The following is a 14,538-nucleotide window of genomic DNA, read 5'->3' as shown; positions in this document are numbered from 1 at the left end:
CGACGCCCCATGCACGCGGGCGTCTCTAGGCAATTGGCGCGTTGCTGGCCCCGCAAGGCCGGGCAGCTGGCGTCTCACAATGGAAAGTACCCTATTTTGACCTCCTTTCAGGATTTCGGCCTCGCCGATCCCATTTCCCGTGCGCTCAAGGAAGAAAATTATCTGACGCCCACGCCCATCCAGGCTCAAACCATTCCCCTCGCACTCTCCGGCCGTGATGTGGTCGGCATCGCCCAGACCGGCACCGGCAAGACGGCTGCCTTCGCGCTGCCGATCCTGCACCGCATTCTGGCCAACCGCATCAAGCCGCAGCCCAAGACCTGCCGCGTGCTTGTCCTCAGCCCCACCCGTGAATTGTCCGGTCAGATTCTCGATAGCTTCAACGCCTATGGCCGGCATATCCGTCTGACTTCGGCGCTGGCGATCGGCGGCGTTCCGATGGGACGTCAGGTCCGCTCGGTCATGCAAGGCGTCGAAGTCATGGTGGCTACGCCCGGCCGCCTGCTCGATCTCGTACAAAGCAACGGGCTCAAGCTCGGCCAGGTTGAGTTTCTCGTGCTCGACGAAGCCGATCGCATGCTCGACATGGGCTTCATCAACGACATCCGGAAGATCGTCGCCAAATTGCCCGTCCGGCGGCAAACGCTGTTCTTCTCCGCGACCATGCCCAAGGATATCGCCGAACTTGCAGAGGCCATGCTGCGCGATCCCGCGCGGGTTGCCGTAACGCCGGTGGCCTCGACAGTCGAGCGCATTACCCAGCGCATCATCCAGGTCGACCACTCGGCCAAGCCCGCGGTTCTCGCCCAACTTCTGAAACAGGAGCCGGTCGATCGGTCACTGGTCTTTACCCGGACCAAACACGGCGCCGACAAGGTGGTGAAGGGCCTCGCACGGGCCGGCATCACTGCCGATGCCATCCATGGCAACAAGTCGCAAAATCATCGCGAGCGGGTGCTGGCGGCATTCCGCACCGGGCAGATCCGCACGTTGGTCGCGACTGACATCGCCGCCCGCGGCATCGATGTCGACGGCATCTCGCATGTGGTGAATTTCGACCTCCCCAACATTCCCGAGACCTATGTCCACCGTATCGGTCGCACCGCGCGTGCCGGCGCCGAAGGCGTTGCCATCTCGCTGGTCGCCGGTGGTGAGGAACTTGGCTATCTGCGCGACATCGAAAAGCTGATCCGCATCGCATTGCCGCGAGAGGATCGACGCACGCCCGGCCAGCGCGACGCGGCTCCGTCCCCGGCACCCCATCGCGGCGGGCGGTCTGCGCCCCGCGCACATGCGGCGCGCGCAAATGATGCCGGAGGAGGATCGAAAGGCCCTCGCCGACACCACCGCGGCGGTGGTAACAATGGCGCTTCAAAAACCAACGGGAACGAGGTCAATCGGCAGCAGCCGAACCGCCCTTCACGCGGCGGCGGCAAGGCCGAAGGGTTGCAGGGCGTCTCCTTTCTGTACCGCGAAAGCCGCCCGAAATCCCAACCCAACCGCAACCAACGGTCGCGCTAACGCCGATCGACCTGGAGATAGACATGGCTAAAGAAGAGCTAATCCAGTTCGAAGGACTGGTCACCGAAATCCTCCCCGATGCCCGCTACCGGGTTCAGCTCGATGCGGGCCACGAGATCGTTGCCTATACCGCGGGCAAAATGAAGAAAAACCGGATCAAGACGCTGGCCGGTGACCGTGTCACGATCGAAATGTCGCCCTACGATCTGGAAAAGGGCCGGCTGATCTTCCGCCACAAGGACGAGCGCCCCGGCGCTGGCCCTGGCGCAGGTGCCCGCGGCGCGCCGCCGCGTGGCCAGTTCCGCCGCAGATAACGCCTGCCGCAATTTTGACAGCATCATGCCAGCGCCGCGCGCCAGCCAGCGCCTGCCCGGGCACGGTCAAAAATCGCGCCTTGAGGATTGTTTGAGGCGCTACTTTGGAATAATATGACGTATCGATTTTCGGCCGGACGACATTAGCTATCCACCGGTACAGCCGGTTTAGACGCTGAGACGACCCTTCCAAAAATTCGATCTCACCAGCCCGCGTTAGTGGGCTTCGTTATGTCTATCTTGAGAAGGGACTATCCCGTGAGCATGGGAACAGTGAAGTGGTTTAACGCAACCAAGGGTTACGGCTTCATCCAACCGGATGACGGCGGCAATGACGTGTTCGTGCACATCAGCGCTGTCGAGCGCGCCGGCCTTGGCACCCTGCGTGAAGGCCAAAAGATCAGCTACGAAATCGTCGCCGATCGCCGTTCCGGCAAGTCTTCCGCCGACAACCTGCGCGCAGCCGGCTGAATTCGGCCCTGCGTCGAGACCCCGGCGGTACGACTTGCCGCCGGACACGGTGTGTTGAAGCTACCTTGTACGAAAAGGCCGCGCCCGTTGCGCGGCCTTTTTGTTTTCGCGACGGGCCACCGAGCCCGGCAGGCGCGACCTTATAGTCTTTCGGTAACCCCATCGCATTGAGCGAGGCGACGCAGTCCGCCCCCGCTATTCTCAATTCGATTGCTTTGGCGCGGCGCTGCCGGCGGCCTGGCCGCTCAGATTCCCGGCCTGGTCGATCGCCGTCTTGAAGAAGGTATCGCCGTCGCCAAGGGTAACGCGGCGCTGGCAGATCGGCATGCAGCTATAGGACTCGCGGTCCACACCGCGATAGACGGTGATGAGCTGATCGGTCGGTCCCTCGACCTGGATCTGGCGATCCACCAGAACCTCGCCCGAGCGATCCATCGCAATGAAATTGGTAGCGCCGTAGCCTTTTCCAGTGACGACCAGGACGCCGCCGGGTTGCAGCGCGACATCCGCGATCAGCGGATTGCCGACGACGATGGTGGCGACGCGGGCCGGCAGCTTCACGAGCCTGGCCTGGTCGACATTCACCGAGATGGTATTGATTGAGGGCTCCGCCATGGCCGCCATCGGCCACATCAGTGTTCCCGCCGCAAGCGAGAGGAACGCGGAACGCATTGAAAAACGCAAGAACTGAGACGACATACGATACCCCGGGACACGAACGAGCCGGCTTAAGCGACACGCGGCGGAGCCGGCGCCCGACAGGGCAAATCTGACGTCAAATAGTGAATGAACTGCAAATGGAGGCCGGCTTTGCCGGACGTCGCGCGCCTACTGGCGAAAAGGGTAAGCGAGTTGCCCAACAATTTCATTAGGAATGCGCGGATCGTCCTGCCCGTAGTCCTGCGGCAGCCGGCCGTCCGGCATCCGGAACGTCCCGAACAGAATATCCCAGATCGGAAAGGTGCCCGCGAAGTTGGTATCGCCGCCTTCCTCGAGCGCCGTGTGATGCCAGCGGTGAAACACTGGTGTCGCCAGCACATATCTGAACGGCCCCAACGTCCAGCTCAGGTTGGCGTGCACGAAGGCAGAATGGAAGGTGGTGAACGGGCCGACCCACAGCATGATGTTCGGCGAGATGCCGGCCATCAGCAAGATGACGTCAACCGCAATCGTTCCCAGGAACAGATTGACCGGATGGAAGCGCGCCGCGGAAATCCAGTCCAGTTCCTCCGACGAGTGATGGATCGCGTGGTACTTCCAGAACGCGCCGCCGTGAAATAGCCGGTGCAGCCAGTACAGCATGAAGTCCGAGAGCACGAGAAACAGCAGCCCCTGGATCCAGAGCGGCAGCTGCGCGAGCGGACCGTGCCCATTGTCATAGAACGCGATCAGACCGTCGGCGTCATGAATGTTGAAGACCACGCCCGCGCCGAGCACAAGCAGGCCGATCCGCAGCACCCGGGCAAACATCGGCACGAAGAACCAGTAGCAGACGTCGGTGACGATCTCCCGCTTGCGCCACCAGGGCGTTCCGGGATTGCAGGCCCAGAAATGCGTCAACACCGAAAACACCAGCGCCAGAACGATGGTGATCGGAACGACCTTGGCGATCGTCTGGCCAAGCATTTCGACGACTTCCATCGCTGGGTTGAACATGACGACCTCATTTCATCAACTGTCCAAGGCGTACGCCTTGCGGCTTAAGGAGCCGTAAAATGAGGCGTCTGGTCCATTCAACTCTCTCTTTAATTAGGTGTGATCAGCGCAGGCCTATTTTGTTCGAAACTTTGCAGGCCGCTTAATGCCAAATTTACTGTGCTCAAGAACAGCGCCGTATGCGGCGTTTTGCGCAGTCGAATTAACCGTGCCGAAATCGGTTCCCTCGTAGCGTGCCCCACGGTCACGGTGCTGAGAACGCCGGCGAGACCACAGTTAGTTCGACCAGCCACGTGTCACATGGAGTTATCTATGAAGAATCTGATTGCGCGTTTTGTGAAGGACCAGTCCGGCGCGACCGCCATCGAGTATGGCCTCATCGCCGCTGGCATTTCGCTGGCCATTATTGCCGTCGTCAACGGCCTCGGCAGCAACCTGAACACCAAGTTCAGCTCGATCAACAGCTCGCTGAAATAAGCGTCGGTTGACTTTGAACGTCAGGCCCCGGTCGATCCGGGGCCTTTTTTTCGTCTGACAGGTAGTTGCGTAACATATGCGTAGCGTTCCGGCCGTGCCGGCTCCCGCAAGGCCGATATCGGTTCGCCCGGGCAGCGGGTTTGCTTCGCCAACGGCGATTGTCTGTGCTGCGCTGATACTGGCGCTCGTCTTTCTCGCCTTCCAGATTGCCGGCGGGCTGGTCGCGTGGATTTGACATTCGCCACGCTGTAGATGCGCGTTCGCGATGCGAATGCCAAATCCGAAGCGCCACGAATCCTTCGGCGTTTCCCGATTGTTCATTTATCGGCGATAGCGTCGGCGGCAGCTGTCCGACCCCTGAAATCAGCGCGGGCCACCCCCATCCATGATCATCGATATCGCCCGCCTGACGCTGTTCCCGGCCCTGATGGCGTTCGCAGCCGCAAGCGACCTCTTCACCATGACGATTTCCAATCGCGTCTCGCTCGCGCTCGCAGCCGGTTTCCTTGTGCTCGCGTTCGCCAGCGGCATGGCGCCGTCGGATATCCTGATGCACTTGGCGGCGGGCAGCCTGATACTGGTCGCGGCCTTTGCCTGTTTCGCGTTCGGATGGATCGGCGGCGGCGATGCCAAGGTGGCAGCCGCAGCCGCACTCTGGTTCGGCTTCGCCCATCTGCTCAACTATCTGGTCTATGCCTCACTCTTCGGGGGCGCCCTGACGCTGCTGTTGCTTCAATTCAGGCAATGGCCTCTGCCCTATGCGCTCGCGGGTCAGACCTGGCTGCTCAAGCTGCACGCCAAGGAGAGCGGAATTCCCTACGGCATCGCACTCGCCGTTGGCGCGCTGGTGGTCTATCCCGAGACCGAATGGATCAGGGCCGTCGACCTGGCGCGCCTGATGATCGGCTGATCGCCAGAGAGGTAAACTCTCATTAACGCGATTTAGATACGCCTCATTAACCATGCTTTGACGAATAACTGGTCAACTCCCGTCACGGCGGCGGAAGCGTCGCGGTGTAATGTGGAAAGTGACGCGTATGAATAGGGCACGCATAATTGTCCTGACCATCGCTCTTGGCGCCGGCGGAGTGGCGGCCTACCTCGCCAGTGGATCGGACAGCAAGCCGCCTGTAGCCGCGCCGGCTGCGCAGCTTCCGACCGTCGATGTTCTCGTGGCCAAAGCCGACATCAACCTCGGCCAGAGAGTCACGCCTGAGGACATGACGTGGCAAACCTGGCCGGCAGCCACGGCCAGCAAATCCTTTATCCGCCGCAACGAGCGCCCCGACGCAACCAAGGAAATTACCGGCTCGATCGCGCGATCGCCCTTCATCGCAGGCGAGCCGATCCGCGAACCGAAACTGATCAAGGCCGATGGATCAGGCTTCATGGCCGCGATCCTGCCGCAGGGAATGCGCGCGGTGTCGACCGAAATCTCGGCGGAGACCGGCGCCGGCGGCTTCATCCTGCCTAACGACCGCGTGGACGTGATCCTGACCCGCCACGAAAAAAACCCGGATCCCAAAGCAACCGGCGACCTCATCGTTCCTTCGATACTTCTTTCAAACGTTCGCGTTCTCGCCATCGACCAGGCACCGAAGGAAAAGGACGGCCAGAATTCCGTGATTGGCAAGACCGTCACGCTCGAACTGAAGCCCGAACAGGCGACGCTGCTGGCGGGCGCGCGTCAGGCCGGCACGCTCTCGCTGGCGCTGCGCAGCATCGCCGACGTCAACCAGGTTGCAGTCGCCGTCGACGACCTTCGCCGGACCGGCACCATCAATGTGGTTCGCTACGGGGTGAGCAACCACACGGCGGTTGAAAAGTGATCAAGGGACCAGGCGAGATGAAATGCAGGGAAAATCAGCTTCGGATGCGAACGGTCTGGGTCCGCGCCCTGTCGTTTTCAGCCGCGGCGGCGATGGTGCTCGATCCCGCGCTGATTCCGGCTGTGGCCGCCGACTCCCGCCCGATTCCGCAAGTTTCCGCTGCCGAGGGGCAGATGAACGCGAAGTTTCTTTCGCTCGGCGTTGGCAAGTCGATCGTGATCGACCTGCCGCGCGACATCAAGGACGTGCTCGTCGCCGATCCGAAGATTGCCAACGCCGTCGTACGTTCGGCGCAGCGCGCCTACATCATCGGTGCGGCGATCGGCCAGACCAACATCGTGTTCTTCGATTCGGCGGGTCAGCAGATTGCTGCCTATGACATCGCCGTCAAACGCGACCTCAACGGCGCACGCGCCGCACTCAGGCAGATGCTGCCGAATTCCGACATTCAGATCGACGGCCTTGCCGACGGCGTGATTCTCAGCGGCACGGCGGCGAACCCGATCGAGGCGCAGCAGGCCGTCGATCTCGCCGCGCGGCTGGCGGGCGGAGCCGACAAGGTAGTGAACTCCATCGTGGTCCGCGGCCGCGACCAGGTGATGCTTAAAGTGACGGTCGCCGAAGTCGCTCGGTCGATCATCAAGCAATTGGGCATCGATCTCTCCGGCCAGTTCAACTACGGCACCGCGGTCGTGAACTTCAACAATGCCAACCCCTTTACCGCCAACAACGCGCCGCTCGTTGCTGGCAATGCCATTACGACCTCTTTCGGAGGGACTCCCTCGGTCACCGCGACGCTTCACGCGATGGAGAGCGCGGGCGTGGTGAGGACGCTGGCGGAGCCGAACTTGACGGCGATCTCCGGTGAATCCGCGACGTTTATTTCGGGCGGCGAATTTCCAATTCCGACCGGCGTCACCTGCCAAACGACAACGTCGGGCGCGATCGGACAATGCGTCCAGACCGTTAGCTTCAAGAAATTCGGCATTTCACTGAACTTCACGCCCGTTGTGCTGACCCAAGGGCGGATCAGCCTGCGAGTGATGACCGAAGTTTCCGAAGTCTCCAACGAAAATGCGCTCCAGGGCGGCTCCGGCGGTACGACGATTCCTTCGGTCAAGACCCGCCGCGCGGAAACGACGCTGGAAATTCCCTCGGGTGGCTCGATGGCGATGGCTGGTTTGATTCAGGACCAGACCAAACACGCGATTAACGGCCTCCCGGGGCTTTCGCAGCTGCCCGTCTTGGGCACGTTGTTCCGCAGCCGGGACTACCAAAACAACCAGACCGAGCTGATGGTCATTGTGACGCCGTACATCGTTCGCGCAGTTGCGCAAAAAGATCTGTCGCGTCCGGACGACGGATTTGCCTCGGCGTCCGATCCGCAGGCCGATCTGCTCGGCAACATCAACCGAATCTATGGCGTTCCTGGCCGCAACGAGCCCGTCCAGAACTATCGCGGCACCTATGGCTTTATCACGGACTAAGGCGGGACAAGGACGAAGATGATCACAGCCAGGACACCCGTCGGATACCGGCGCGCCCTCCGCATCGCTGCGGCGCTTCTGGGTATCGCAACCTCGCTTGGCGCCTGTATGCACACCGATGAGGTTGCTTCGACGACGTCGAGTATCCCCGATGACTATCGTCTCAGGCATCCGATCGCGATCCAGGAAGCCAATCGCTCCGTGGTGATCTTCGTCGGCCGGGCTCGCGGCGGCCTGTCGGCAGAGCAACGCGCCGACGTGATGGGCTTGGCCCAGGTCTGGCTGCAGGAGAGCACCGGTGCGATCGTGGCCGATGTGCCGGTCGGCACGCCCAATGCGCGGGCCGCCGCCGACGCGTTCCGGGAAGCGCGGTCGCTGCTTTCGGCCGCCGGTGTGCCGCCTCACGGCATCGTCATGCACAACTATCGTCCGAGCGATCCGCGCCAGATGGCGACGCTGCGCCTGAGCTATCCTAAGATCACGGCAGTGGCCGGCCCATGCGGATTGTGGCCCGATGACCTCGGCCCCTCGATCAAGGACAGGGGCTATCTGGAGAACAAACCCTACTACAATTTCGGCTGCGCCTATCAGCGCAACATGGCCGCGATGATCGACAATCCCGCTGACCTCGTACAGCCGCGTCCGGAAACGCCTGCTTACGCGCCGCGTCGCGCCGAAGGCTTTGAAAAATACCGCAAGGGCACGAGCACCGCGACCGAATATCCCGATGCAGATAAGGCCAAACTCAGCGACACGGGCAAATGATCAGTTACGCGCGTCAGACCCCAGAAGAACAGCCAGAGGCAACACCGCTCGCGGAGGATCACATCGCGCCCGCACCACGGGTGTCGGTGCAGGCCTTTTGCGAGACGGTCGAGACCGCGGCTGCGGTGCAGTCGGCGGGCGAGGATCGCCGGCTCGCCAAGGCGCATCTGAAGATCCAGATGGGCGGCATGGCGGCCGCGATCGAAGCCTATCGCACTGCGCCGACGCCGAACGTGATCATTCTGGAGACCGAGGGCCGCAACGACATTCTCGCCGGCCTCGACCAGCTTGCTTCCGTATGCGATTCCGGCACTCGAGTGGTTGTGATCGGCCGGATCAACGACGTCACGCTGTATCGCGAGCTGGTGCGCCGGGGCGTCAGCGACTATGTGATCACCCCCATCAATACGCTGGACGTGGTGCGGTCGGTCTGCGGCCTGTTTTCCTCGCCGGAAGCCAAGGCTGTGGGTCGAATCATTGCCGTCGTCGGCGCCAAGGGCGGCGTCGGTGCCTCGACCGTCGCCCATAACGTGGCCTGGGCGATCGCGCGCGACCTGGCGCTGGACTCGGTGGTGGCGGATCTCGATCTTGCGTTCGGCACCGCCGGCCTCGACTACAACCAGGATCCGCCGCAAGGCATCGCGGACGCGGTATTTTCGCCCGACCGCGTCGATACGGCCTTTCTCGACCGCCTGCTGTCGAAATGCACCGACCACCTCAGCCTGCTGGCGGCGCCGGCGACGCTCGATCGGGTCTATGATTTCGGCGCGGAAGCTTTCGACGCCATCTTCGACACTCTCCGCACCTCGATGCCTTGCATCGTGCTCGATATCCCGCATCAATGGTCGGGCTGGACCAGGCGTGCGCTGATCGCCGCCGACGACATCCTGATCGTCGCGGCACCCGATCTCGCCAATCTGCGCAATACCAAGAACATCTTCGATCTCCTGAAGGCGGCAAGGCCCAACGACCGGGCGCCGCTTTATTGCCTCAACCAGGTCGGCGTTCCGAAGCGGCCGGAGATCAACGCTGGTGAGTTCGCCAAGGCGATCGAAAGCGAGGCGATCGTGTCGATCCCGTTCGATCCCCAGATGTTCGGCGCGGCCGCCAATAACGGCCAGATGATCGCGGAAATTTCCGAAAATCACCGCAGCACCGAGATGTTCCGGCAGATCGCGCAGCGGCTCACCGGCCGCGGCGAGACCAAGAAGCCGCGGACTTCGTTCCTGTCACCTCTGATCGAGAAATTGCGGGCAAAGTAGTCTGACCCGTCTGGAGTGCAGTCGTGTTTGGTAAGCGTAGCGGAACAGACGATCCGAGAAGCATGCGGGCCCCGGCGGCCGCGCCGGAGGCGCCGGCCGTCGCAGCGGCGGCTCCGCGCGCTGCAACGCCGCCCACCGTGGCTTCACCGCCGATCGTCCCCGCCAAGCCATCGGCTCCGCCGCCACCGGCGGAATCGCGGAAATCCGACAACTATTACCAGGTCAAGGCGACGATCTTCGGTGCGCTGATCGAAGCCATCGACCTTGCCCAGCTGGCCAAGCTCGACGGCGAATCGGCGCGTGAGGAAATCCGCGACATCGTCAACGAGATCATCGCGATCAAGAACATCGTGATGTCGATTGCAGAGCAGGAAGAGCTGCTCGACGACATCTGCAACGACGTTCTGGGTTACGGTCCTCTCGAGCCGCTTCTCGCCCGCGACGATATCGCCGATATCATGGTCAACGGCGCCGGCACGGTCTACATCGAAGTCGCGGGCAAGATCCAGCGCACCGGAATCCGCTTCCGCGACAATCAGCAGCTGCTCAATATCTGCCAGCGCATCGTCAGCCAGGTCGGCCGGCGCGTCGACGAATCCTCGCCGATCTGCGACGCGCGCCTCGCCGACGGCTCGCGCGTCAACGCCATCGTGCCGCCGCTCTCCCTTGACGGCCCCGCACTCACGATCCGCAAATTCAAGAAGGACAAGCTGACGCTCGACCAGTTGGTCAAGTTCGGCGCGATTTCGCCCGAGGGCGCGGAGATCCTCCAGATCATCGGCCGGGTCCGTTGCAATGTGCTGATTTCCGGCGGTACCGGTTCAGGCAAGACGACGCTTCTCAATTGCATGACCAACTATATCGACGACGAAGAACGCGTCATCACCTGCGAAGACGCCGCCGAACTTCAGCTCCAGCAGCCGCATGTGGTGCGGCTGGAAACACGCCCGCCAAACATTGAAGGCGAAGGCCAGATCACCATGCGCGAGCTGGTCCGCAACTGTCTGCGCATGCGGCCCGAACGCATTATCGTCGGCGAAGTCCGCGGACCGGAGGCGTTCGACCTCCTGCAGGCCATGAACACGGGCCACGACGGATCGATGGGCACGCTGCACGCCAACAATCCTCGCGAAGCCCTGTCGCGCTGCGAATCCATGATCACCATGGGCGGCTTCTCGCTGCCCTCGCGAACCATCCGCGAAATGATCTGCGCCTCGATCGACGTGATCATCCAGGCCGCCCGCCTGCGCGACGGTTCGCGGCGCATCACGCACATCACCGAGGTGATGGGCATGGAAGGCGAAACCATCATCACCCAGGATCTTTTCCTGTACGACTTGGTCGGCGAAGACGCGAACGGCAAGATCATCGGCCGTCACCGCTCGACCGGCATCGGCCGGCCGCGCTTCTGGGAGCGCGCGCGTTACTACGGCGAAGAGAAACGGCTCGCCGCCGCCATCGACGCGGCCGAAGCCGCCCCGCCGAACTGAGGAGAGCGCCATGAAAATGCAAGTACTGCCGCTGGCCTTTCTCGCTGCCGCCGCAATCGGCGGCATCGCCTGGGTCTTTATCTATCCGCTGCTGTCAGGAGAGCGAAAGGCGGAGAGCCGGCGCGCCTCCGTCGCCAAGTCGGAGCCGGTAGCCGCCCGCCAGTCGCAAAAGGAACAGCGATCCCGCCGCGAACAGGTTGAGGGAACGCTCAAGGAAGCCGAAGCCCGGCGCGCGAAGGACTCCAAGGTCACGTTGACCGCCCGCCTCACCCAGGCCGGGCTCGACTGGACGCCGCAGAAATTCATGATTGTATCCGGCGTTCTTGCCGTCGTCGCCTTTGGCGGCGTGATGTTGGTGAAGGGCGGCCTGTTGGGCGCCGTCGGCATGGCTTTTGCCGCCGGTTTCGGGCTGCCTCGCTGGCTATTGAGCTTTCTGAAGAAGCGGCGCGAAAAGGCCTTTTTGCGCGCCCTGCCCGATGCCGTTGACGTCATCGTGCGCGGCATCAAGGCCGGCCTGCCGCTGTTTGAATCGCTCAAGGTGGTTGCGGCCGACTCGCCGGAGCCGCTGAGATCGGAATTCAACGCCATCATCGAAACCCAGGCGATCGGGATGCCGCTTGGCGATGCCTGCGGGCGCCTGTTCGAACGTATGCCGGTGCCGGAGGCAAACTTCTTCGGCATCGTCATTTCGATCCAGCAGAAGTCCGGCGGCAATCTCTCCGAAGCGCTCGGCAACCTCTCCAAGGTGCTGCGCGACCGCAAGAAGATGGCCGAGAAGATTCAGGCGATGTCGATGGAAGCGAAGGCCTCGGCCGGCATCATCGGCTCGTTGCCGCCGATTGTCATGCTGCTCGTCTACATGACGACGCCCGCCTACATCTCGCTGCTGTGGACGCATCCGACAGGCCAGCTGATGCTGGTGGGTTGCGCGGTCTGGATGACGATCGGCATCCTGGTAATGAAAAAAATGATCAATTTCGATTTCTGACGGTGCCGCATGATTAGCTTTCTGGTCGAAAAACTCCACGACGCTCATTTCATGACCATGCTGCTCGCCGCCATCGCGGCAAGCGCCACGGCCTATACGCTGGTTATGCCGCTGTTTGCCGGCGAGGGACTGGCCAAGCGCATGAAGGCGGTCGCCAACGAGCGCGAGCGGATCCGGGCGCGGGAGCGCGAGCGCCTCAACAAGACCGAGAAGGTGACGCTCCGCCAGACGCCGAAACAACTCATCTCCAGGGTAGTCGAGGACTTCAATCTCACAAAATATCTTGCGCAGGAGACTGCGCGCGACAAGCTTACCCAGGCTGGTTATCGCGGTCAGGCCCCCTATATCACGTTCCTGTTTTTCCGGCTGGTAACGCCGATCGTGCTGTTCATTGCGTCCATTCTGTACGTTTTCGTTATCTCGCATATGCAGAAATCAGTCCCGGTCAAGATCGGCATCTGCGTCGGCGCGGCCTGGCTCGGCCTGCAGGCCCCGATGCTTTTCCTGAAGAACGCGATCTCGAAGCGTCAGTTGTCGATCCGCCGCGCCTTCCCGGATTCACTTGACCTGCTGCTGATCTGCATCGAGTCCGGCATGTCGATCGAAGCCGCCTTTCGCAAGGTCAGCATCGAGATCGTGACCCAGTCGGTCGCACTGGCGGAGGAATTTACACTCACCACCGCCGAGCTTTCTTATTTGCAGGACCGCAAGGTCGCCTATGAAAACCTGGCCCGGCGTACCGGCGTCGAGGGCGTCAAGTCGGTCTGCCTCGCGTTGCAACAGTCGGAGCGTTACGGCACGCCGCTCGGCCAGAGCCTGCGCGTCATGGCGCAGGAAAATCGCGACATGCGCATGAACGAGGCCGAGAAGAAGGCCGCCGCACTGCCGCCGAAGCTGACGGTGCCGATGATCCTGTTCTTCCTGCCGGTGCTGTTCGTGGTCATTCTCGGACCGACCGGCATCAAGATCGCAGCGATGCAGTAGGCCGATCGGGGCGCGGAACGCGTCCCGGCGGTTCAGTCAGAAATCCGAAAAGGGAGACGCCGTCACTCCGGACGGCTGAGCGAGGCCACGGGCATTTTGCCCGCGCTGCCGACGCGCGGATCGCCCTTCCGGTTCAGCATCTGCTTGAGATAGGCGACGTTGGCGGTCGCCTCGTCGGGAGGAAGATCGGCGCGCACGATTTGCTCGGCCTCGGCAAAACGGCCTTGCAGGCCGATCACCAGCGCCAGATTCTGCCGCACCCGCGCGTCGGCCCGGCTGCTGGCATAGGCCCGGCGCAGCGCCTCCTCCGCTTGCGGCAGGTTCTTCGACAGCATGTAGGACAGGCCGAGATTCGACAGCACCGTCGGCTCGTCCGGCACGATCTTGAGCGCGCTCTCGTAATAGCGGCGGGCGTCCTCGTGACGGCCGAGTTGATCGAGTGCGGTTCCCTGCACCGAGAGAATGCGCCAGTCGGGATTGGCGGGCGAGTGGGCGCGGCCGAGCACGTCAAAGCCCTCCTGGAAGTTGCCGTTGTCGACCAGCGCGCGGCCCCACGCCGCAAGCAGCGCCTTGTCGCTCGGATGGGCGATGGTGGCCTGCTCAAGCACCGCCGCCGCCTGGCTGCGTTGTCCGGAGGCGCGTAGCGCCTGGCCATAGGCCAGCGCGGCTTCGGCATTTTTGGGATCGGCACGGTAGCGTTCGCCCGTGACTTCCGCCTCTTGACGCGGATCAGCCCCGGCGCTGGCCGAGGTCTTCGGCGATATCGATCCGGTGATATCGGACATGGTCTGACAGCCGCCAAGCCCAGCCGCGAAAATCGCCGTCACGGCCACGGATGCAAGTAGCCGGGCACAATGAGCGGCATGGTATCGCTGACGCATGGGGATATGACTCACGGGGGTGGACGGCGGAACCCGCCAGATTGACCCAGCAATAGTCTGTTAACCCTAATGCCGGGTTAACGCTGCCGTGCGGGTCGCCCCCTCCACCGCCGTGATTTTCCCCAGAGTCCATCGGATCGCAGCAGGCGACTGGCTCTCGAGCGGCCAGCGCGCGTCCAACTCTTCGAGAGACTTCGGACCGACAAGCGATATCGGCACCATGGCCTCGCCGACGAACTCACGGCGAAACTGATAGGAACTTCAAATTCGCCGCACTAGTGCTCCGATTCCGAAGTTCGTATCATATTGCGGCTCCACGTTTACGAACTTCGGAATCAAAGGAGCACTAGCCAATTATATGATTCTAGTGCGGTTTAGAATTTGAAGTTCCTATGACGAGGTTACCGCGAAAC

16 protein-coding genes are annotated in these 14,538 nt (G+C 62.3%); 13 read left to right on the top strand and 3 right to left on the bottom strand.

All coding sequences use genetic code 11. The features are described from left to right. Positions 1-96: 96 nt before the first annotated feature. The 3 genes from M6D32_RS14980 to M6D32_RS14970 all read left to right on the top strand — a co-directional run bounded on the left by M6D32_RS14980 (position 97) and on the right by M6D32_RS14970 (position 2,306). Positions 97-1,521: a DEAD/DEAH box helicase gene (locus M6D32_RS14980; protein ID WP_298257473.1), complete on the top strand. Its 1,425-nt coding sequence runs from the start codon at positions 97-99 to the stop codon at positions 1,519-1,521. A gap of 23 nt (positions 1,522-1,544) precedes the next feature. Beyond that, complete coding sequence (infA, locus tag M6D32_RS14975; protein ID WP_298257471.1) at positions 1,545-1,835, top strand: translation initiation factor IF-1; 291 nt, start codon at positions 1,545-1,547, stop codon at positions 1,833-1,835. Between the two features lie 258 nt (positions 1,836-2,093). Next, entirely contained in the window at positions 2,094-2,306 is a 213-nt protein-coding gene (locus tag M6D32_RS14970; protein ID WP_002714433.1) for a cold-shock protein, read from the top strand. 201 nt (positions 2,307-2,507) lie between these two features. Here M6D32_RS14970 and M6D32_RS14965 read toward each other — a convergent pair whose 3' ends face one another. Both M6D32_RS14965 and M6D32_RS14960 read right to left on the bottom strand, forming a co-directional pair. Further along, entirely contained in the window at positions 2,508-2,978 is a 471-nt protein-coding gene (locus M6D32_RS14965) for a pilus assembly protein N-terminal domain-containing protein (RefSeq protein WP_298257469.1), read from the bottom strand. A 156-nt stretch (positions 2,979-3,134) separates the two neighbouring features. After that, positions 3,135-3,962 carry a sterol desaturase family protein gene (locus tag M6D32_RS14960; protein WP_298257467.1) on the bottom strand — a complete coding sequence of 276 codons (828 nt, stop codon included), beginning with the start codon at positions 3,960-3,962 and terminating at the stop codon, positions 3,135-3,137. A gap of 312 nt (positions 3,963-4,274) precedes the next feature. Between M6D32_RS14960 and M6D32_RS14955 the strand changes: the two genes are divergently transcribed. From M6D32_RS14955 to M6D32_RS14910, 10 genes are all read left to right on the top strand, one after another. After that, a complete protein-coding gene (locus M6D32_RS14955; RefSeq protein WP_298103890.1) occupies positions 4,275-4,439 on the top strand; it encodes a Flp family type IVb pilin in 165 nt (54 codons plus the stop codon). Between the two features lie 76 nt (positions 4,440-4,515). After that, positions 4,516-4,674 (top strand): hypothetical protein, encoded by a 159-nt coding sequence (locus M6D32_RS14950; protein WP_298257465.1) that lies wholly within the window; start codon positions 4,516-4,518, stop codon positions 4,672-4,674. A 150-nt stretch (positions 4,675-4,824) separates the two neighbouring features. After that, positions 4,825-5,349, top strand: a complete 525-nt coding sequence (locus M6D32_RS14945) for a prepilin peptidase (RefSeq protein ID WP_298257463.1) — start codon at positions 4,825-4,827, stop codon at positions 5,347-5,349. Positions 5,350-5,476: 127 nt separating this feature from the next. Further along, positions 5,477-6,268: a Flp pilus assembly protein CpaB gene (gene cpaB, locus M6D32_RS14940; RefSeq protein WP_298257461.1), complete on the top strand. Its 792-nt coding sequence runs from the start codon at positions 5,477-5,479 to the stop codon at positions 6,266-6,268. A gap of 17 nt (positions 6,269-6,285) precedes the next feature. Beyond that, positions 6,286-7,755 carry a type II and III secretion system protein family protein gene (locus M6D32_RS14935; RefSeq protein ID WP_298257459.1) on the top strand — a complete coding sequence of 490 codons (1,470 nt, stop codon included), beginning with the start codon at positions 6,286-6,288 and terminating at the stop codon, positions 7,753-7,755. Positions 7,756-7,773: 18 nt separating this feature from the next. Next, a complete protein-coding gene (locus M6D32_RS14930; protein ID WP_298257458.1) occupies positions 7,774-8,520 on the top strand; it encodes a CpaD family pilus assembly protein in 747 nt (248 codons plus the stop codon). After that, positions 8,517-9,782 (top strand): AAA family ATPase, encoded by a 1,266-nt coding sequence (locus M6D32_RS14925; RefSeq protein WP_298257456.1) that lies wholly within the window; start codon positions 8,517-8,519, stop codon positions 9,780-9,782. Before M6D32_RS14930 ends, M6D32_RS14925 begins: the two co-directional genes overlap by 4 nt. Before the next feature lie 23 nt (positions 9,783-9,805). Continuing rightward, entirely contained in the window at positions 9,806-11,272 is a 1,467-nt protein-coding gene (locus tag M6D32_RS14920; protein WP_298257454.1) for a CpaF family protein, read from the top strand. 10 nt (positions 11,273-11,282) lie between these two features. Further along, positions 11,283-12,260, top strand: a complete 978-nt coding sequence (locus M6D32_RS14915) for a type II secretion system F family protein (protein WP_298257452.1) — start codon at positions 11,283-11,285, stop codon at positions 12,258-12,260. A gap of 9 nt (positions 12,261-12,269) precedes the next feature. Beyond that, positions 12,270-13,244, top strand: coding sequence for a type II secretion system F family protein (locus tag M6D32_RS14910; protein WP_298257450.1), 975 nt, complete (start codon positions 12,270-12,272; stop codon positions 13,242-13,244). 62 nt (positions 13,245-13,306) lie between these two features. On the opposite strand, the gene M6D32_RS14905 is transcribed toward M6D32_RS14910, so the two are convergent. After that, positions 13,307-14,125, bottom strand: a complete 819-nt coding sequence (locus M6D32_RS14905) for a tetratricopeptide repeat protein (protein ID WP_298257448.1) — start codon at positions 14,123-14,125, stop codon at positions 13,307-13,309. Positions 14,126-14,538: the final 413 nt, after the last annotated feature.

It is taken from the genome of Bradyrhizobium sp. (genome assembly GCF_027307225.1).
Taxonomy (GTDB): domain Bacteria; phylum Pseudomonadota; class Alphaproteobacteria; order Rhizobiales; family Xanthobacteraceae; genus Bradyrhizobium.
This window is presented reverse-complemented; position numbering and strand designations above follow the sequence as displayed.